17 protein-coding genes and 3 pseudogenes are annotated in these 20,507 nt (G+C 38.3%); 11 read left to right on the top strand and 9 right to left on the bottom strand.

Annotated features, from left to right (window positions below):
- The first annotated feature begins 20 nt into the window (after nt 1-20).
- Together I6L24_RS13365 and I6L24_RS16830 are read left to right on the top strand one after the other, a co-directional pair.
- Nucleotides 21-1,097 (top strand): apurinic/apyrimidinic endonuclease family protein, encoded by a 1,077-nt coding sequence (locus I6L24_RS13365; protein ID WP_000738084.1) that lies wholly within the window; start codon nt 21-23, stop codon nt 1,095-1,097.
- Nucleotides 1,094-2,181 (top strand): annotated as a pseudogene (locus I6L24_RS16830) (BMP family ABC transporter substrate-binding protein). Before I6L24_RS13365 ends, I6L24_RS16830 begins: the two are co-directional and overlap by 4 nt.
- A 70-nt stretch (nt 2,182-2,251) precedes the next feature.
- Here I6L24_RS16830 and I6L24_RS13380 read toward each other — a convergent pair.
- Nucleotides 2,252-3,184 (bottom strand): LysR family transcriptional regulator, encoded by a 933-nt coding sequence (locus tag I6L24_RS13380; RefSeq protein ID WP_005265710.1) that lies wholly within the window; start codon nt 3,182-3,184, stop codon nt 2,252-2,254.
- Between the two features lie 307 nt (nt 3,185-3,491).
- Between I6L24_RS13380 and I6L24_RS13385 the strand changes: the two genes are divergently transcribed.
- The 5 genes and pseudogenes from I6L24_RS13385 to I6L24_RS13405 form a co-directional block, all read left to right on the top strand.
- Nucleotides 3,492-4,466, top strand: coding sequence for an isopenicillin N synthase family dioxygenase (locus tag I6L24_RS13385; RefSeq protein ID WP_005265712.1), 975 nt, complete (start codon nt 3,492-3,494; stop codon nt 4,464-4,466).
- 16 nt (nt 4,467-4,482) lie between these two features.
- Nucleotides 4,483-5,436 (top strand): isopenicillin N synthase family dioxygenase, encoded by a 954-nt coding sequence (locus tag I6L24_RS13390; protein WP_005090792.1) that lies wholly within the window; start codon nt 4,483-4,485, stop codon nt 5,434-5,436.
- A gap of 17 nt (nt 5,437-5,453) precedes the next feature.
- Nucleotides 5,454-6,245, top strand: a complete 792-nt coding sequence (locus I6L24_RS13395; RefSeq protein ID WP_005265715.1) for an outer membrane protein OmpK — start codon at nt 5,454-5,456, stop codon at nt 6,243-6,245.
- A 20-nt stretch (nt 6,246-6,265) separates the two neighbouring features.
- Nucleotides 6,266-7,570, top strand: coding sequence for a nucleobase:cation symporter-2 family protein (locus I6L24_RS13400; protein WP_000185581.1), 1,305 nt, complete (start codon nt 6,266-6,268; stop codon nt 7,568-7,570).
- 96 nt (nt 7,571-7,666) lie between these two features.
- Nucleotides 7,667-8,419: pseudogene (locus tag I6L24_RS13405) on the top strand (IS5-like element ISAha2 family transposase); the annotation flags it as partial.
- Nucleotides 8,420-8,475: 56 nt separating this feature from the next.
- Here I6L24_RS13405 and I6L24_RS13410 read toward each other — a convergent pair.
- A complete protein-coding gene (locus I6L24_RS13410) occupies nt 8,476-9,531 on the bottom strand; it encodes an aromatic ring-hydroxylating oxygenase subunit alpha (protein ID WP_005090794.1) in 1,056 nt (351 codons plus the stop codon).
- 245 nt (nt 9,532-9,776) lie between these two features.
- On the opposite strand from I6L24_RS13410, the gene I6L24_RS13415 reads away from it, so the two are divergent.
- Nucleotides 9,777-10,703, top strand: a complete 927-nt coding sequence (locus tag I6L24_RS13415; protein ID WP_005265716.1) for a LysR family transcriptional regulator — start codon at nt 9,777-9,779, stop codon at nt 10,701-10,703.
- Nucleotides 10,704-10,826: 123 nt separating this feature from the next.
- Here I6L24_RS13415 and hpxO read toward each other — a convergent pair whose 3' ends face one another.
- Nucleotides 10,827-11,984, bottom strand: coding sequence for an FAD-dependent urate hydroxylase HpxO (gene hpxO, locus I6L24_RS13420; RefSeq protein WP_000406591.1), 1,158 nt, complete (start codon nt 11,982-11,984; stop codon nt 10,827-10,829).
- 210 nt (nt 11,985-12,194) lie between these two features.
- Here hpxO and alc point away from each other — a divergent pair, with 210 nt between their 5' ends.
- Both alc and I6L24_RS13430 read left to right on the top strand, forming a co-directional pair.
- Nucleotides 12,195-13,202, top strand: coding sequence for an allantoicase (gene alc / locus I6L24_RS13425; RefSeq protein WP_000212598.1), 1,008 nt, complete (start codon nt 12,195-12,197; stop codon nt 13,200-13,202).
- Between the two features lie 96 nt (nt 13,203-13,298).
- Nucleotides 13,299-13,799 (top strand): ureidoglycolate lyase, encoded by a 501-nt coding sequence (locus I6L24_RS13430; RefSeq protein ID WP_000250866.1) that lies wholly within the window; start codon nt 13,299-13,301, stop codon nt 13,797-13,799.
- Nucleotides 13,800-13,924: 125 nt separating this feature from the next.
- Here I6L24_RS13430 and I6L24_RS13435 read toward each other — a convergent pair.
- The 6 genes and pseudogenes from I6L24_RS13435 to I6L24_RS13460 all read right to left on the bottom strand — a co-directional run bounded on the left by I6L24_RS13435 (nt 13,925) and on the right by I6L24_RS13460 (nt 19,541).
- Nucleotides 13,925-14,643: pseudogene (locus tag I6L24_RS13435) on the bottom strand (outer membrane protein OmpK).
- Between the two features lie 126 nt (nt 14,644-14,769).
- On the bottom strand, nt 14,770-16,131 hold the full coding sequence (locus I6L24_RS13440; RefSeq protein WP_000139429.1) for a nucleobase:cation symporter-2 family protein: 1,362 nt from the start codon (nt 16,129-16,131) through the stop codon (nt 14,770-14,772).
- 35 nt (nt 16,132-16,166) lie between these two features.
- Nucleotides 16,167-16,487: a hydroxyisourate hydrolase gene (gene uraH, locus I6L24_RS13445; protein WP_000625767.1), complete on the bottom strand. Its 321-nt coding sequence runs from the start codon at nt 16,485-16,487 to the stop codon at nt 16,167-16,169.
- The gene (gene uraD, locus I6L24_RS13450) at nt 16,484-16,987 is read right to left on the bottom strand and encodes a 2-oxo-4-hydroxy-4-carboxy-5-ureidoimidazoline decarboxylase (RefSeq protein WP_001177702.1); all 504 of its coding nucleotides are present in this window, start codon (nt 16,985-16,987) and stop codon (nt 16,484-16,486) included. The genes uraH and uraD overlap by 4 nt, the downstream gene beginning before the upstream one ends.
- Before the next feature lie 143 nt (nt 16,988-17,130).
- Nucleotides 17,131-18,093 (bottom strand): allantoinase PuuE, encoded by a 963-nt coding sequence (gene puuE, locus I6L24_RS13455; RefSeq protein WP_000127611.1) that lies wholly within the window; start codon nt 18,091-18,093, stop codon nt 17,131-17,133.
- A 515-nt stretch (nt 18,094-18,608) separates the two neighbouring features.
- Nucleotides 18,609-19,541: an IS5-like element ISAha1 family transposase gene (locus tag I6L24_RS13460; RefSeq protein ID WP_044112009.1), complete on the bottom strand. Its 933-nt coding sequence runs from the start codon at nt 19,539-19,541 to the stop codon at nt 18,609-18,611.
- A 91-nt stretch (nt 19,542-19,632) separates the two neighbouring features.
- On the opposite strand from I6L24_RS13460, the gene I6L24_RS13465 reads away from it, so the two are divergent.
- Complete coding sequence (locus I6L24_RS13465; protein WP_216986182.1) at nt 19,633-20,322, top strand: IS5 family transposase; 690 nt, start codon at nt 19,633-19,635, stop codon at nt 20,320-20,322.
- The last annotated feature ends 185 nt before the right edge of the window (nt 20,323-20,507 follow it).

The following is a 20,507-nucleotide window of genomic DNA, read 5'->3' on the forward strand; positions in this document are numbered from 1 at the left end:
CAACAGTTGGTATCAAAATTATGAAAAAAATGTTTCCTCTAGGTTGTGCTGGTTTAGGCATTCAAAACTCATCAAAAGAACGACCAGTAAGCCTGAATGAGCCTACTATTCTCGAACAGTTCGAAATGCTAAAAGCTGCGGAGGTCTTTGATTTTCTGGATCGTATCCCTCTTGAAGATAGTCAAATAGATGCTTACATCAAGGCAAGTCAGAAAACAAATATCCCTATTTATTCTGGTTGTGGCTTATATGTCATTGGCAAGGATGAGGAAGCATTCAAACAGGATATTAATCGTAGTGCCGCTGTAGGGGCCAAATTCCACAACATGATGATTTGGGCAAAACATGCAGATGGTCATTATGTAACGAACGAAGAAGTTGCTAAAACTTATATCGATTTCTACACCTACGCTCAAAGTAAAGGAATAACGGTTACCTTAGAGTGCCACGTTGATAACTGGTCTGAAGATTATCGTCGAGTAATTCCGGTGGCAGATCTTATAGAAAAAGAAGGTGTGCCGTTTGAGTTTGCAATGGATTACAGCCATTGTATTTTTAAAATTGAAAATGAAATTGAGCTTGCTGTATCACAAATGCGTGATGATCCTGAAGCTATCAGAAAGTTAGATCCTTTTAATAATGATAGTTTTGCAGATGATTGGCTGAATCGAAATTTAGTTACATGGGGGCAGATCCGTCCTGCAGTCCCGAATAATCCAGTTAACTGGTTAGCATTTGAAACAGGACCATATAATGGCTTAGGAACAAATCGTCCTGGCCGAGGAATTCAGTATCCATTTAATCAACCTACGGAAGGTGAATGGCATACAGACTTCTGGCATGCATATAAGCTTGCACCAACCAAAGAAGTCATTCGTAAAATCATTGATAGCTACTTGAACAATCCAAATTCTAAAGTTCAACTTATGACTGTTGATAATATCAATTTAGAGTCGTATGGTTTAAATTGGAAATACAACATGTTTGCCGACAGTTGCAGTGTTGCCCATTATATTCGTGAGATTTATGAGGAGCGACTGGCAATATTTATGGCAAAACAAAATTCAACTGATACTCTTCAAAGAGAATCAGCATGAATAACCTACTTAATTTAAAAAATATTTTCGTAAATGCCAGTCTTTTAGGACTTTTACTCATCAGTGGGGCCAATCCAGCATTGGCCGCTGATCAAGCGGCTTTTGTCTATGTCGCTCATAAAAACGATTATGGTTGGTCTTATTCACACGATATAGGTCGTCTGAAAGCAGAAAAGTCCTTACAGGGTAAATTTAAGACCTCTTATATCGAGAATATTCTAGATAATGCCGACTCTGAACGTACATTTCGGAGACTCGCACAACAAGGAAATAAGGTTATATTTGCTACTACCTTCGGGTATATGAATGCCATTGAAAAGGTAGCTAAACAGTTCCCGAACACCATTTTTATGCATGCGAACGGATATAAAACTGCAAAAAATGTGGGAGTCTATGATATCCGAACCTATGAAGGCTCTTACTTGCAAGGGGTATTGGCAGGCTATAAGACTAAAAGTAATGTTTGGGTGTTGTAGCACCATTCCCAATTCCTGAAGTCATTAGAGACATCAATGCCTATACACTTGGGGCTCAATCTGTAAATCCAAAAATTAAGACCAAGATAGTCTGGATTAACACTTGGTTTGATTCAGGAAAAGAGCATGAGGCTGCACTTGCATTAATATCGCAAAATGCTGATATATTATCACAAGTCACCTACTCACCCGCTGTAGTTAAAGCTGCTCAGGAAAAAGGGAAATTTGGCTTTGGCTGGAACTCAGATATGAGTAAGTTTGCTCCTAAAGGTCACCTAGCTGCATCAGTGTTATATTGGGAAAAAATCTATACTCCTGTTTTGCAGCAAGTGCATAACAAAATATGGAAGTCGGGATCGACATGGTATGGTGTCAAGGAAGGTGCCATCGATATAGCAGGTTTTGGTCCAATGGTCTCTAACAATGAAAAAATGAAGGTTTTGGCAGTCCGAGATAAAATTCGTAACGGTCAATATATTGTGTTTAGTGGACCACTTTACAAACAAGATGGAACATTACTTTTGGGAAAAGGTAAACATCTCTCAAATACGCAATTGATGAGTATGAATTATTTCGTTAAAGGCGTGGATGCTGCTTATCCAAAATAAACAAAGCTAAGCCTTTATTGAGGGATTTCGATAAGGGCTTAGCTTTTTAGTTGTACTTTTCAGGTTATGTTTATTGTCCAGCTTCGCCTCTTTGTAGGATTTCATCTGTAATAAGCCTGGAGAGAGCGTCTGTTGCTGTAGAAAGATAATGACCTTTACGTGAATACAGACCTAAATCACAGTAGATACCATTGTTATCATTAAGCGGAATATAGCGAAGGCGATTATTAATTATTTCATTTTCCAACCCAAAGAATGTCTGAAAACCAATTCCCTTATTCCTGAGTATTAACTGTTTCATTAATTCCAAAGAACTCGTTTGCATTTTAAAATTTGGAATAGCATGTTGTGCACCCGCAAATAATGGCGCCAACTGTTGATAAATAGACAAATTAGGTTTTGGCATAATCACATCATAGTCGAGGCACTGATGGAATGACACCGTCTTTTGAGAAGCCAGCGGATGGTCAGTCGATACAATTGCACCTAATTTAAAATGGGATATTGCTATTTGGTGCAAATCATTATGCTTTGGCAAGGCAAAAGCCAAGCCTAGATCCACCCGATTTTCAATGATTTCATTAGGGATATCTTTTGAGCCTAAAATTGTAACCCCTACAGTTATATTAGGATATTTGACCTGGAATTTTTCAATAATCTCTGGCAGGAAATTAATCGCTAGTGTTTCAACACTCGCAATTTCAACATGACCTTTATAAAGCCCTTTCAGTGCATCCAATTCATTCTGCAATCGCTTAGTATCTCTCAGTACTAAACTGATATGTCTTGAAAACAACTCACCTGCATGAGTAAGCACCATACCCGAAGGCACCCGATTGAATAATGGTGCTCCAATTTCATCTTCGAGTTTTAAAATTTGCCTGTTTACAGCAGAAGATACGACATTTAATTGTCTGGCTGCTTCCCTGATTGAACCGCACCGGCGTACAGCATCAAAATAATGAATTGCTGCTGAGTGAAAGCGAAGACCACGTGTACTCATTTTAACATCACATCCTATTCCAATTTTAAAGCCCCAATCCATTTATAAATTTGAATGAGCTATTGAAATAGAAGCAAAAAACTTGCCATTAAGTAGCAGCCATTTTTTGGACCTAAAGCATTATTTTCAGTGCATCCCGTTGCTTTTTCAGCATCATCACTCATTTAAAAAAGTTTAAGCAATTGTTTTTATTTAATTAATTAAGAATAGCTCTCTTTTTGGCATCAGCTTGATCGATATTCATTGCTATGCGGTCTCATGATTATTTTATAAAAAAAAGAAAACATTATTTTTGAGAGATTGCTACATGACTGCGCTGGAAAACAATCAAAACATTACCTCTATACCCATCATCGATATTTCTGGACTTTTGGATAATGACATACAAACGCACCAAAACATTGCTTCAAATATTCGGAAAGCATGCTTAGATAAAGGTTTTTTTTACATTACGGGACATGGAGTTTCTAAAGCATTACAAGATAAGGTTTTTGAATATTCCAAATTATTTTTCAGTCTTCCCCTAGAACAGAAAATGCAATGGACCATCGAGCTTTCTGAAGCAAACCGAGGTTATGAACAATTAAGAGCACAAACCCTTGAACCTGATTCTCCACCTGATATCAAGGAAGGCTTTTATATCGGGAAGGAACGCTCAGCTTCAGATCCTGTTGTCATCCATAAAGCTTTTAACCAAGGCCCAAACCAATGGCCAGATATTGATGGATTCAAAGAGGTTATGGAGGAATACCAACTAGAAATGATCAAAGTCTCAGAAAGGCTCATGCATGCTATCGGTTCGTCACTAGGTCTGGAAGAAGATTATTTCTCAGAGTTCTGCAAGGATGCAGATTTAGTCACCTTGCGTTTATTGCACTATCCTCCACAACCCTCTAATGCTCAACCAAATGAAAAAGGATGCGGGGCACATACTGATTTTGGAGGGTTAACCCTATTACTTCAGGATCATAACCGCGGTTTACAAGTGTGGGATCAAACTCAAAACCAATGGATTTGGGCAGAGCCAATTGAAGATAGTTATGTCGTTAACCTAGGTGACCTAATCTCTATGTGGACGAACAATACATATAGATCCACCCTCCATCGCGTCATCAACATCTCAGGTGGGGAACGATATTCTGTTCCATTCTTCTACAGCGGTAATCACCAGTATCAGATTGAATGCATTCGAGAGTGTTTGGAGGAAAACTCAGAACCGCTATATCCACCAATCAGTGTTGAACAGCATTATCGTGACATGTTCAAAAAAACATATATCTAATAATAAGGAGTTTCCCATGAAAAAATTACCAGTTATCGACATTGCACCTCTTTATGACGTTAACCATCCTGATTATGCAGATATATGCAACCAAATTGACCAAGCATGTCGTGAATGGGGGTTCTTCTATATCAGTGGTTATAAACCGAATCACCTTGCAGAAGTTCAAAGTTTAGCTAAAGAGTTTTTTAGTAAACCACTGCTTGAAAAACTAGAAATAGACATCCAAAAACACAAAGCCTCTCACAGAGGATATGGTGCATTGGGTGTTGAACAACTTAATCCTGACCTGCCCAATGACTTTAAAGAAGTATATGACATGGGTGTTCACCTAGAAGCAGATCATCCTGATGTAATCAATAAAGAACCATTACGTGGTCCTAATGTATATCCGAATATCGAGGACTGGAAAACTGTAATGGATGGCTACTTTGAAGAGATGTTGGACTTAGGAAAAGTTCTTCTAAATGCCATGTCTCATGCCATTGGTCTTCCACAAAATTATTTTGATTACTGCCTACAAGAAAGTCTGTGTGCACTCCGCCTCATTCATTACCCACCTGCATTAGACAATACGCAATCAGAGAGTTTCAATGCTGGAGCACACACTGATTATGGCTGCGTGACTATTCTTGCTCAAGACGATGTAGGGGGATTGCAGGTTCAGGATGTGAATGGGAATTGGATCGATGCTCCGCCTATTCCTGATACTTATGTTATCAATATCGGCGACATGATGGCCCGTTGGTCCAATGACATCTACAAATCTACACCACATCGTGTTTCAAGTCCTAAAGGCAAACAACGTTTTTCTTTCCCATTCTTCATCCAGCCGAGCCCAAAAACTGTAATCCGTTGCCTGCCTAACTGTTACAGCGAATCCAATCCACCTAAATATTCACCAATTACTAGCATGGAATATCTACAGTCACGCTTTGATGCTACTTACAAACATCGTGCTGACGTTTAAATATCGGGGACATTCAAATGAAAAAAATTATCACTTCATTACTATTAAGTACCTGTGCAGTCAGCACTTACTCTTTTGCAGAAAAACCTTGGTTATATTGGCAATCCAATAGTATTTCTGCACTTTATGGTAAAGGTTTCGAAGTAGAGCCGGATACACATGAAACGATTACTTTTGAACATGCGAGCAGTTGGAGATGGGGAGATCTCTTTCTATTCGTCGACACTTATTGGTTTGACGGTGAAAAGACTGCTTCCCAAGGACATAATGCTGTCTATACAGAAATAGCCCCACGCTTTTCAATAGGAAAACTAACCAATACGAATTTGAGCTTTGGGCCAGTGAAAGATGTCCTAATAGCTACGAGTTTTGACTTAAGTATTCAAGATCAGCCTGGCTATGACGATATGTGGACTTATTTAGTTGGTCCAGGTTTTGACCTAGATATCAAAGGCTTTGATTATTTCACCCTTAATTTTTACTATCGCATTCCAGACGATGGAAACACCCCAAGTGGACAATGGCAAATCACTCCTTCCTGGTCATATACCGTCCCATTTCTTAAATCATCAATCATTTTTGATGGATACATTGATTGGGTAGTCAATTCCAAAGGTAATAACTCTTCCGACTTTCACTTTAACCCACAAATCAAATATGACCTTAGCCCTCATCTAGGCTTAAGCCCAAAAAAATTAGCAGCAGGTATTGAATACGACTATTGGAAAAACAAATTCTTAATCGAAGACACTCCATATTTTAAAACTAATCAAAATGCTACTAGTTTCATCGTCAAATATACCTTTTAGGCTGAAGGAGAAAAACATATATGACTAACACAATCACAGCCAATAACTTAAAACCAAGCTCCATGATTTTTCTCAGTATCCAGCACGTCTTGGTAATGTATGCAGGTGCTGTTTCAATTCCCCTAATTGTTGGAGGAGCTTTAGGGTTAAGCACTGCAGAAATTGCTTTCTTAATTACTGCAGATCTATTTGTTTGTGGCATTGCCACCCTCATTCAAACTATTGGTTTTAAAAATGTAGGTATTCGCTTTCCCATTATGATGGGAGTTACCTTTACTGCAGTAGGCCCAATGATTGCAATTGGGACTAATCCAGATATGGGACTACTAAGTGTATTTGGGGCAATCATTATCGCAGGGATCTTTGGCTTCCTGATTTCACCATTTATTGGAAAGTTAATACGATTCTTCCCTCCTGTGGTGACAGGAACTCAAATTCTTGTGATTGGTCTATCTCTCATTGGTATTGCAGGCACATGGTCCGCTGGCGGATATGGGGTAAAAGACTTTGGAAATCCATTGTACTTATCTATCGCTGCCTGTGTTCTATTAAGCATTATTATCATCAGCCGTTATGTTAAAGGCTTTTTGGGCAACATTTCAGTTCTAATCGGGATGGGAATTGGTTATATCATCGCTGCATTTTCTGGCCTCATCTCTTTAGACAAGATAGATGAAAGCCCATGGTTAGGTTGGGTGATGCCATTTCACTTCGGTATTCCAGAGTTTAACTTTTGGGCTGTCTTGACTATGTGCGTAGTCATGCTGGTTATTTTCATTGAAACAGCTGGGATGTTCATGGCTGTAGGTGAAATTGTTGAAGAAGAGGTGGATCAGGAAAAATTGACTCGCGGTTTTAGAGCTGACAGCCTTGGCACAATGATTGGTGGGATTTTTAATATCTTCCCGTATACATCCTATGCTCAGAACATCGGTTTGCTAGCGATCACAGGTGTTAAGAATCGCAGTGTATGTGCTTTAGCTGGTGTGTTTTTAATCCTTTTAGGTCTATTTCCTAAAATAGCTTACTTTGTTGCGTCTATACCCTCATGTGTTCTAGGTGGAGCCGCATTGTTTATGTTTGGGATGGTGACATCTAATGGTATCAAAGTACTGCAGCGTGTCGACTTTCAAAATGTGAATAATCTCTACATCATTGCAGTCAGTGCCGGCATAGGTATGTTGCCTGTATTCTCACCTACTATTTTCTCACAACTACCATCTTATCTTTCACCTCTGTTAAACAGCCCAATTTTGCTAACGGCTTTTTGTGCTGTGATTTTGAATGCTGTTCTCAATCGAAAACAGCGGATATTGGATGAATAGTATCTTCAGAAATTGAAAGATGCATAAATATCAGATACACAGGGCTTTGTTGCACAAACCTAGCCTATAAGGTTTATTCAGTCCTATAATTTCAAAATGATCAAATCTTTATTTAGACTCTCTTTACGCATGGTCACAGGTTTTGTTCAAAGTCTGATTAAACTTTGTGGATTAAATTGGACCGCACCAGATTACAGTACGCTTTGTCGAAGACAAAAACATATTGATATTGCGATTAGCTATCAAAAAAGTAGTGATGGGCTACATCTACTCGTCGACTCAACTGGCTTAAAGTTTCTAGGTGAAGGTGAGTGGAAACGTAAGAAACATGGACCTGAATATCGTCGCCAATGGCGTAAGCTTCATATTGGCATCGATGCTGAAACCTTGCAAATACGTGCAGTACAGCTTACTACAAATAATGTGAGCGATTCGCAAGTACTCGGTGATTTACTTGCTCAAATTCCCTTAGATGAACGAATTGATTCGGTCTATACCGATGGTGCTTATGACACGAAGCACTGCAGACAAGTCATTCTAGATCGAGATGCACATGCGCTCATTCCGCCAAGAAAAAATGCAAAACCATGGAAAGATCAGAAATTGAGATCTTTAGAGCGGAATGAGTTACTGAAAACAGTTAAACGTTTAGGAAGAACGCTTTGGAAAAAATGGTCTGGTTATCATCGTCGAAGTTTAGTTGAAACCAAGATGCATTGCATCAAACTATTAGGTGATAAATTAACAGCAAGGAGTTTTTCTAGTCAGGTGAATGAGATTCATGCACGCATAGCCGTATTGAACAAATTTACAGAATTAGGTCGTCCTCATACCCAAGTTGTCACTTGAATTCTGTTCAAATGAGCAGAGTGTTATCTTTTAAATCTTTGTGCAACAAAGCCATTTTAAACTGTATAGCGTTTGCTCAATCCCCACTCTGCCAAAATTCGGCGGTAAGTGGTTGATGAACGATCTGCCTCAAAATGTGCCTCCATTGAAATATCTAAAGGAAGTTCTTCTGGTTTTTGGCTTTCCACCATGTCCTGATCTTCAGCGAAGATTTGTGCATTGAAATCATAAACTGCCTGTAAGTCTCCTGTAGTATCAAAGTTACGAGTTAAGGGAACGAATAATCGCGTTTTATTGTGCGAAACTGGACAGCACGCATTTAAAATTTTAAGTAAGCCATTTTCAGGAAAGTCGATAGTCAAAATAGCTGAAAATGGTGGATAGACATCGAAAGTACGTTTCCATAAAAAATCATCTGGTGCTAAATGTTGTAAGCCATGCGGATAGTTACTGACATCACTCACATACTCTGTATGTAAGCCATAATCCGTTCGAACGGTCGAATATTTTTGTACTTTAGGATTTTCACGATCAGCAAAACTTTGGTTATGTACCCATGCAAAGTGCGCAACATCAATAAAGCCTTCAAGCTGACGGCCACTTGATCCAGCAATATCGACAAATGGAGGGAGAATTGACTGATGTTCTTCACTGTCCCACGTGTCTAAATCTGGAAAATTGGCTTTCGATACATCGCGGTTAAATAAACTGGTCCAAATAAGTCCATATTTTTCTACAACTGGAAATTTGGTCAGTGAAAAACGATCTGAAATTTGTGTAAGTTCCGGCTGTGCAGGAATTTTTACACACTTTCCTTCACCGTTATAATGTAGGCCGTGGTATGGGCAAATAATTTCTTCGCCTTTCACCCAGCCTTTGGTTAATGGCACACCACGATGCGGGCAAATATCACGCACGAGATGAATTTTTCCACTTTCAGTTTTATACAATGCCATTTTCACATCAAGTAATTGTACTTGTTGCGGTTGTTCTGAAACGTCCTGTGTACGTGCAACTGGGTACCAATGCTGCGCTAAAATATTCCAATCGTTTGCATCAAATGAACTGCATTGTGGTTGGGTAAATAAATTCAGTACAGGAATCGCATTCATTTTTAAATCTCTACATTCGCATTATTTGCAGAACTTTTATGCCATGTAACTAGGGCTAATTCGTTCTTTTCTAAGTCAAAAATACGTTTGGATAGCATTTCTTTCTATTAGAATGATTTGCATACAATGTTCTGCTTTTTAGAACACAAAAGCAGAATGAATTGAAAAAATCAAAAGTTATGGCATGAAAATCGCTTAAGCATGGATAAGTACTTTGTAAACTGCCCGTGAGATTGAATAGCTGTATGTCGATTACCTTTTCCCGATTTTCTGAATATTTTATGGCTGTTGCCCGTACTGGCAGTTTACGTAAAGCCGCAGAACAGCTTTTTATTTCAGTCTCTGCAGTGCATCGGCAAATTGTTCTTGCTGAAGAAGAGTTAGGCGTTGCTTTATTTGAGCGTTTACCGCAGGGGCTGAAGCTAACGTTAGCAGGTGAATTACTTTATGCTGATTTGCTTAAATGGCAAAAAGAATATCAGCTGACTCGAATTCGATTTGATGAAATTCAAGGATTAAGTCGCGGCAATATTGAAATGGGTTTTATTTCTGCCCTAAATGATGGTTTTGTCGTGGATTGTATTCAACGCATGGCTGAAAGCTATCCATGGATTAATCTCAATATCAGTATGAATAGCAGTGAAGAAATATCGAGAAAAATCATTGATGCAGAATTAGATTTTGGCATTATCTTAAATCCTAAAAGTCACAATCAATTAGAAATCTTATCCTTTATTGAAATTCCTTTAGGCTATGTTTTATCACCACATCACACCTTAGCCGGCATGGATAAAATCTATTTATCTGACACTTTAAATGAGCGTCATATCATGCCAAGTGAGCCCTTAGTCATCAGTGATTATGTACATACACTCTATAAACATCACAAATTTAATCCTATACAAAAGATAGAATGTAATGACATTAGAATGATAACATCATTAATTCAACAACAATTAGGCATTGGCTTAATGTCATATATGGATGCATTACCACTTTTAAACTCAAAAAAGATCGTATTTAAGCCCATTCGTGAAAAAGGTATGCATCGTTTAACCATTGCACTGTGCGTCGCTTCAAAACGTCAAACATCTCGTCTTTCACAAATAATGGTAAATTTATTGGTCGAAAAAATGGAAGAAATCAAATTGCAATTAAAGCAACTTCCTTAAACATTTAATCCTTTGCTCTTCAATCTAATGTTTCTAAATAGCTAAAAAAAGCCAGTGTGAATATTCACACTGGCTGCTGAAAGCTAACCTTTTAGTTTTACATTTCTTTTTGTGTCTTACAGCTTAGTCGAGTGGATTACCGACAATGTTACTAATAATTCCCTTCATAATATGATTGCCTTGTTCTTTACGTAACTCTTCATACCACTCTCGGGTCACCGCTTCATCTTTCATATGTGTCACATCACAGCGCTTACGGGCACGAAGTACCAACTCATTGGCACGTTCATTACGCTTGTTCTGATAGCGACGTAAAGAATCTTGTAAACCTAAGGTATTAATTTGCAATGAACGTGCCAAATAGATAGCATCTTCCATCGCTTGGCAGCCGCCTTGACCAATATCAGGTGTTGTACTGTGCGCTGCATCACCTACAATCACCACTCGACCTTTGTAAAAATTGGCAAATGGTTCGATATCGTGAATTTCTACACGATTGGTCTTTTGCACATCGACTGCATCAATTAACTTTTGGACAGGCTCACACCATCCTTTAAAGTATTGTTTGAATAAAGCTTTGTATTGGCTACGATCATTTTCAAGACCAACAGCTAACGGCACATCAAAAAAGAAATAGAAACGATTATTCGCCACTGGCATCAGTGAAACACGTTTGCCTTCACCTACAAACGTTGTCCATTGATCTGCTGCGGCATAATCGTCTGAGACATCAACGAGACCATTCCAATTGACATAGCCTGCATAGCGTCGCTCAACTTGCTCACCTAAAACATAGGCACGAGTAATTGAGTGTGTACCGTCTGCACCCACCAATAGATCAGATTCTATTTCGCTACCATCTGCAAATTGAATTTTTACACGCTCTCCTTCTTCAACAAAAGAAATCATTTTCTTAGCTAGATGAATATCTTCACGACCAAATTCATCCATTAACATATTCTGAAGTTCCGCACGTGATACCGGATATGGTCGTTGCCCGACTTCTTCAATCAATGGATAAAGGCTAAACTGGGTCATCACATCGCCCGTCAGACCATCAATATAAGCAAGGTTATCCATTTTGCCGCCAAGCTTTTCAACTTGCTCTGTCAAACCCAAATAATTTAGACATTTCACACCGTTAGACCATAACGAAATAGCAGCACCCACCGGTAAAATTTGTTCTGCCTGTTCATAGATGGTTACTTGGTGTCCGAATTTTTTTAGTGCGATGCCTGTAGTTAGACCCGCCATACCTGCACCAATAATTGTAATTTCCATCTATAATTCCCCTGTGTTTTATAAGTTTCTAAGTCATAAAATGCTAAAAGCGTGCCATTTTTTATAAAGCGCCCTGAAAAAAATCCAAAGTTGGCACACGCTGTGCATCTAAACGCGTGTAAATGCTTGTTTTTATCGTTTGTTAAATTTTTTGTAGCACGATAGCGCAAAGCATGAATTTTGAAAGAAAATAGCGAATGGATTTAATATATGGCGACTTTATTAGCACCCGATTTTGATATTCCTGCACAATTACAGACACTTACCAATTTGGCAGATGACCGTATTGGTGCAAAAATTATTGAATGTTCAGATGAATTTTTCGCAGAAGCAAAACGTATGCTTCAATTTGACGCGCCAATTTTTGTTGAAGATAAATTCGATGACCATGGTAAATGGATGGATGGTTGGGAAACGCGCCGTAAACGTCACACAGGTTATGACTGGGCAATTATTCAATTGGGCGTAGCTGGGCATATTAAGGCTTTAGATATTGACACTACCTTCTTCACTGGGAATTACCCTGCTTCAGCTTCAGTTGAAGCCTGCTACGCCCCTGATGGCGATCTTGCTCAAGCTGAATGGTTGAACATATTAGAGAACAACGTACTTGGCCCAAGTCAGCATCATGTTTTGCCGATTACAGCTGACCAAGTTTTTACTCATGTGCGTTTAAATATTTTTCCTGATGGTGGTGTTGCTCGTTTTAAAGTGTATGGTGAAGTGAGCGTTCAACAACAAGATCACACTGCAACAATTGATTTAGTTGCTTTAGAAAATGGTGGACGTGTAATTGCTTATAGCGATGCACATTTTGGTCATCCACGTAATCTGATTAACCCAGGTCGCGGAATTAATATGGGTGATGGTTGGGAAACCAAACGTCGTCGTGCACCGGGCTTTGATTGGTGTATTTTGGCTTTGGGTCAAACTGGTGCAATTGAAAAAATTGATATCGATACGGCACACTTTAAAGGCAACTTTCCAGCCCAAGTCTCTATTCAAGCCGTATATGTTAAAGATGCAACTGATCCACAATTAATTCCACAAAGTATGTTCTGGCCATTTTTGCTTGAAGCACAAGACATGCAAATGGATCATATTCATAGCTTTGTAAACGAAATTTTGCAACATGAAAAGATCTCGCATATTCGCATTAATATGATTCCAGATGGTGGTATCAGCCGTATTCGTTTGTGGGGTAAAACCAAAAGCTAAATTGAAAGCTTGAATACTTTCTACATCGAGAAGGATAAGTACTGTGGTTTTATCCTTCTTCTCCTACACTTGATATAGACAATAAAAGAATTACACATGGTTCAAACAATTCAGCTACAGCCCCTGAGCATTGAAAACTTTGCCCCTTTTGGTGAGGTGATTTGCTGCGGAGGACAGGATTTTTTTCATATCAATGATGCACATACCGAGCGTTATCATGCCCTTGTAACCACTGAAATCTTCGGTGAAGCACATGCAGGTATTAGTATTTTTCGTAATATTAAACAGACAGAAATTCCTTTTTCGGTTTCGATGCTTGAGCGACATCCGAATGGCTCACAAGCTTTTATCCCGATGCAAGGTCAGGCTTTTTTAATTGTGGTGGCACCTGCATTGGATGATCAAACGCCTGATATTTCAAAACTCTGTGCTTTTATTTCAGATGGTACACAAGGTGTTAACTACCATGCAGGTACATGGCATCACCCTCTATTAACTTTAGAGGCGCCAAGTAACTTTGCCGTGGTTGATCGTATTGGTATTGGACATAATTGTGATGTTTATCAGTTTAATGAAGTACTCAATATCGTGGCATAAATTTAAACTATCATTGAAATTGAAACCTCAATTTAAAATTGTCTCAGAAATTAAAAGCCCCATCCGTGGGGCTTTTAAGTCTTGTGCAGTATGTTGTGTAACGATGTACGGTTTTAACGAATCAATTAGAAGTGATATTTCACTAGCGCACTGACGTTATTTTCATCTTTACCTTTAATATTATATTTATTATTCCAAACTGAATGCTCAACGCCTACATACAGGCGTGTATCTGGGGAAATATGTTGCCCCACATTCCATTTATATTGACTGGTCCAGTTCATCTCACTGGCTGAGCCTTTTTCCGCAGTTGACCAATCCAGAAAAGCATCTGCTAAGAAAGATTCTGAGCCAATTTTAAAAGGTATGGCATAGGTAAGCGTCATTTGATAGTCATCAGCTTTAGTATCATTATTCACTTTATATAAATTTAATTTTGCATATTGAAAATATGGCACATCAAAGTCTAAGCCAATACCATAGAGAAAATTATCCAGTTGCTACCCGCTTCCCAAGTGGTTGCAAGCAATACATCTTTTACAGGGCCAAATTTAAGTTCTTTACCCGTTACATCGCCTAAACTCAATCGTGGTGATGCTTCAAAATAGGTTTGATCGCCCCTGACGTCATTATGTGTACGGTCGGCAAAAATGAAGAAATCACCATATTTAAGCTTTGACGCGTATTCAAATGTCACAGTGGTTTGTTTGTCTTCTTTTGCAATGAGCTGATAGTCGGTGCCATATAGACCGGTAATGCTGAAGTCTTGCCAGATTGGGGCTGCAAAGATAGAGTTGGCTGAAATAGTGCATAGAATTGCAGCTGAAAGAGGCATAAATTTCATTAAATTGTTTTTCCTAGCGATAAATACGTTTTGAGTAATTTATTTAGCAAAAACAAAGCCAATATTAGATTTTTTAATAAAAAAAGCCCACATTAATGTGAGCTTTTTTTATTTATTTTGAATAGCTTAGTGATGACTATCTATAACAATATTGCTGGTTTTATTCACTTCTTTACTTTTAAAAAAGTTTAGATGGTTAAACACAATATTTAATACGATGGCCATGAGGCACGTTGAACTAATACCTGAATGGAACAGGGTTTGTACCCATTTTGGGAAGTTCGCATAGAATGAGTGATCAATAATTGGAATCATACCTGCGGCAATTGCTGTAGCAACAATGATTAGGTTCTTTTGCTCACTATAATCAATTTTAGCTAAAGTACGAATACCACTTGCAGCCACTGTACCAAACAATACCAAACCTGCGCCACCCAATACCGGTACAGGAATTGCAGCAATCAAACGGCCCATAATTGGTAAAATACCCAATACAACTAAAATTAAGCCACCCGCTGCAACAACAAAACGGCTTTTTACACCAGTAATCGCGACCAAGCCTACATTTTGTGCAAAGGCACTTTGCATGAATGAGCCAAATATTGGTGCTGCCGCACTTGAAAGCATATCGGCACGTAGCCCATTGGTAATACGTTCAGCGTCGACTTTGGTACCGACAATTTCACCAACAGCGATAATATCAGCTGTAGTTTCAGTCATAATCACCAATGTCACAATTAGCATGGCAATAATGGCACTCAGTTCAAATGTTGGCATACCAAAGGCAAAGAAACTTGGGAATTGAATCCAATTGCCATTTGCGACTTTTGAGAAATCGCCAAAGCCCATCGCATATGCCAGCACTGTACCTAGCACAATTGCTAATAAGATGGATAAACGACGAATTGTAGCGTTTCGAGTAATATTCAGCACAATGACAATGGCTAAAGTTAGAAAAGCCAAACTAATATTTTCAGCACTGCCCCAATCAGGCGCTTTGCTATTTCCACCCATCATCCAACGTACTGCGACAGGTAGCAATGACAAACCAATCACGGTAATCACGCAGCCGGTCACGATTGGCGGGAAAAAACGAATAATTTTTGAAAAATATGGTGCTAAAAAGAAACCGATTAATGAAGCAACAATAACCGCACCATATACTGCCGAAAGCCCACCACCTGCAGTGACTATGGCAATCATCGTTGCCACACCAGCAAAGGATACGCCTTGAACTAGGGGTAATTTTGCACCGATGTATTTCACACCGACCGTTTGTAAAATCGTGGCTAAACCACCGACAAATAATGCTGCTGCAATTAATAAACCAATTTGTGCAGGTTCAAGTCCTGCGGCTGTACCAATAATCAGTGGCGGCGCAATAATACCGCCATACATCGTCAATACATGTTGTAAGCCATAAGCTAGGCTTTTCCCTGCACCTAAATATTCATGTTCTGGTGAAACTGTTTGATTTTGTTCTGTCATTTTTATATCCCCCGATCCGTTTTATGATGCTATTTTTAGCTACCGCGATATGTTGAATAGGCAAAAGGGCTAATCAACAAAGGAATATGAAAATGCTGTGAGGCATCTTTTACTAAGAAATGAATTACTGCTTTTGGGAAAAAAGTTTCGGTATTAAGACTTTCAAAATAGTCCGCTGTGGCAAACTCTAAGCTATAGCTACCCGTAGAAAATTCGCTTAAACCAAAGTCGGTCACACGGCCATCTGCATTGGTTTGCCCTTCACCAAGTAACATACCGTCTGCATTGAATAATTTAATCAAGACATTGGCAGCAGGTTTCCCAAGATTTGTATCTAAAATATGTGAGCTGATCATGCACTTAGCTCCTGTTTTAATCTTAATAAGGCAATTTCAGCCAATTGATGATGGACAATACGCTTTTCAGTTTCTGGATTATTCAGCAGACGGTACTGCAATGCTTGTAATACATTTTCACTGCTTAAGCCTGAAGCTTTAATTAAGAAGATATAGCCGTACTTTTTTTCATAAGCGATGTTGCCTTTGAGCAATGCCATTTGTGTTTCTTCATCGGCTGAAATAGCGGATTGTTCACGGTTGGAAAAATTCTTTTCTAATTCAGAAAGTTCAGCTTGGGCTTTTTTTTCACCAATACGCGGGTGATTATCTAAAGCAGATTTAATTTCTTCCCACGACCATGTACGAGCAGCTTGAGCCGCGTATTCCAAAATACTGTCTAATGATGCATACGGACGCTGACTGAGCAGCTCATTCGCCCAGCTTTCAATTTGCACACAGTGCTTTAAAAATGTTTTTACATCGGCTTCGGATGCTTGATTAAATTCAACAAGTTGCACTATTAAATCGCCTAAAAATATTTAATGTTCGTTCAAAACATGTTTTGCAATATCAATGCCAATCCCTTATTTCTTAGACAAATTGCTTTTTATAGGCACAAAAAAAGAGGCGCTAAGCCTCTCTTTCTTCTTTATTTTTTTTATTACGGTGCATGGTGTTTTATCCAATGTTCTGCAATATCGGCACGACGACAAACCCATACTTTTTCATGCGATTGCACATAATCTAAGAATCTTTGTAGTGCTTTAAAGCGTCCTGGTCGCCCTAAAATACGACAGTGCATACCAATAGATAGCATTTTTGGCGCAGTTTCACCTTCGGCATATAACACATCAAAGGCATCTTTAAGGTATTGATAAAATTGCTCACCACTATTAAAACCACCCGGCGAGCAAAACTTCATATCATTACTTTCAAGTGTATATGGAATGATTAAATGCGGACGTGTTGCACCATCTACATTCGTCACTGTGCTCCAAAATGGTAAGTCATCGCCATAATAGTCACAGTCATATTGAATCTGAGGAAATTCAGCAAGTAATTTTCGAGTATTCGGGCTATCACGTCCGGTATACCAACCGATTGGTGTTTTACCAAATAGCGTTTCAAGCACGCTAATAGCTTGATCCATATGTTGGCGTTCTTGTTCGATTGGCATATCTTGATAATGCAACCAACGTTGACCATGCGATACGACATCATAATTGGCTGCTTTAATCGCTTCCACAATGTAAGGATTGCGTGCCAAAGCCATACCCACACCGAAAATGGTCATGGGGAGTTGGCGTTTTTTAAACTCTTGGTGAATGCGCCAAAAGCCCGCTCGTGAGCCATATTCGTACATGGAATCCATCGACATGTGTTTGTCTGGAAAACTGGCCGCGCCAATAATATCTGACAAAAACTGTTCTGAACCTGCATCACCATGTTCTACATGGTTTTCACCGCCTTCTTCATAGTTCAATACAAACTGAACCGCGACACGAGCACCATTTGGCCATTCCACTTTGGGTGGTTCTCCATGATAGCCAATCAGATCTCTGGAATAGTCTTGTTGTTGAATCTGGTCTATCAGATCTTGCCCACGTAAATATGTTGCTGTCACATCCACTTCCTAATTTGTTATATCAAACAGTCAAAAAATAGAATGAATTAAGCAATTAGTGCGCCAAAACTTAGTATACAAGTTTTATTTCCTTTCTAAAGGAACGACAACTGATGACGCGTGCATATTGAGCATCTAACTTTATAAATTTAATATCTAAAAAATATTTTTTCTTTGGACTGTCTAATGAATACAAAACATAAAAAAATTATTAATATTTTTACTTTAGAATTTTTTCTTTCATTTTTTAGTACATTAGACTTCCGTCATAAATCAAAAAACGTACAATTTATTTGATCTTAAATTAATCAGCAAAATTATTTAATTCAAGAGATAATCCTTGGATGAAATTCAAAGATATTCAAAAATTATCAAACGTTAAGTTTCGTAGGCTTACCGGTGTTAGTTGGGCTACATTTAACCTCATGTTGGCCGAGCTAAATAAGCATTTACCTCGTCATATGGCTTTGTTGCACAAACATTCAAAAGCTAAACTTCTTCCAAGTTATCTAAATTTAAGTGGCAACTTGGGTGTGAGGTCGGCCTAAATCTGTAAATTTATTTAATACGGCCACACGTGCATGAATCTCATTGACTTGGCTTTGAAAGTTTCTCGCACGGAGTTTATCGCCTAATAATTTGATGCAATGCATCTTGGTTTCTATCAGACTTCTGCGATGATAGCCTGACCAATTTTTCCATATTGTTCTTCCTAAACGTTTAACTGTTCGAAGTAATTCATTTCGCTCTAGCGAGCTGGTCTTTGTATCTTTCCAAGGTTTCGCATTTTTTCTTGGCGGAATCACCGCATGTGCTTGTCGGTCTGCAATTACTTGACGGCATTGCTTGGTGTCATAAGCCCCATCAGTATAGACAGAGTCAATCTGCTCATCTTGTGGAATCTGATCGAGTAAATCACCAAGCACTTGTGAATCACTCACATTATTTGTAGTGAGTTGAATAGCGCGTATTTGAAGGGTTTCAGCATCTATACCAATATGAAGTTTACGCCATTGGCGACGATATTCAGGTTGGTGTTTCTTACGCTTCCATTCACCTTCGCCTAGAAACTTTAAGCCAGTAGAATCGACGAGTAGCTGGAGACCATTACTGCTTTTTTGATAATTAATTGCAATATCAATATGCTTTTGTCTTCTGCAGATGGTGGAATAGTCTGGTGCTGTCCAATCTAATCTACAAAGATGAATGAGACTTTGCACAAAGCCAGTGACCATGCGTAAAGAAAGACGAAATAAGGATTTGATCATTAAACAGCATTGGATGGCTGTATCTGAATAAGTTTGATTTCGACCATGTTTACCTTTGGGTTGAGCGTACCATTGAGTCTTGGGATCAAACCAAATTGAGAGATTTCCTCGATTTATTAATGCACTGTTATAAGAAGACCAATTGGTTGTACGATAGATTTTATGTGTGGGCTTATTCATTTGAGAATTATATTGTGGAATAAGCCTTTAGAGATAGGTTTGTGCAACAAAGCCTCGTCATATTGGTAAAGGACGACCGCATAAATTACCGTTGGAAGATCGTTTGCTCTTATGTATAGAATATTGGAGAGAATATCGAACATTTTTCCATCTTGGTATGAGTTACGGTGTATCTGAAACGAGTGCAATTCGTATCACACGTGTTATTGAAGATACCTTAATCTGTTCTGGAAAATTTAACTTGCCAAAACAACTTCCTAATCGAGATGAAGTGGATTGGGAAGTTGTTGTGATTGATGCAACTGAAATATTAGTTCAACGTCCAAAAAAAAACAGAAGAAATGGTATAGCGGTAAAAAAAAAGCGACATACCTTTAAATTTCAGCTATCTATGCACTATACAACAGGTGAAATACTGAGTGTATGTGGAAGTCATGGAAGCATGCATGATTTTAAAATATTTAAAAAAAGTATGAGGAAATTAAAATTTAAGCCCTTTTTTATCGTTGATAAGGGTTATTTAGGGATAAAGAAATTGGGTTTTGGATGCCTCATGCCATCTAAAGCAAAGAAAACTGAAAAACTAGATTCTGAATTAAAAAAGTTAAATAGAGAGATTGGTCGTAGACGAATTCAAGTAGAGCATATATTTGGAAGGATGAAATGTTTTAAGATTTTATCTTGTGTATATAGAAATCGTCGTAAAAGATTAAACCTGCGGTTTAATTTACTTGCTGGCATATACAATTTAGATTGGGTGAAAGATAAACAATTAAATTGATTGAAAAATGATTTATGAAGGAAGTCTAATGGTTACGGTGATCAATTTAAAACACCAAATATTTTAAACTTAATTATTCTTTTTATCATAGGATTAATTTCTTGGTTTTTCTTTTATTTCTTTAATTTAAAACATAAAATTTTATTAAAAAAACTTTCCCTTGGCTTATTTGATATCTGCATTAA

The organism is Acinetobacter lwoffii, from assembly GCF_019048525.1.
GTDB classification, from domain to species: Bacteria; Pseudomonadota; Gammaproteobacteria; order Pseudomonadales; family Moraxellaceae; genus Acinetobacter; species Acinetobacter lwoffii_K.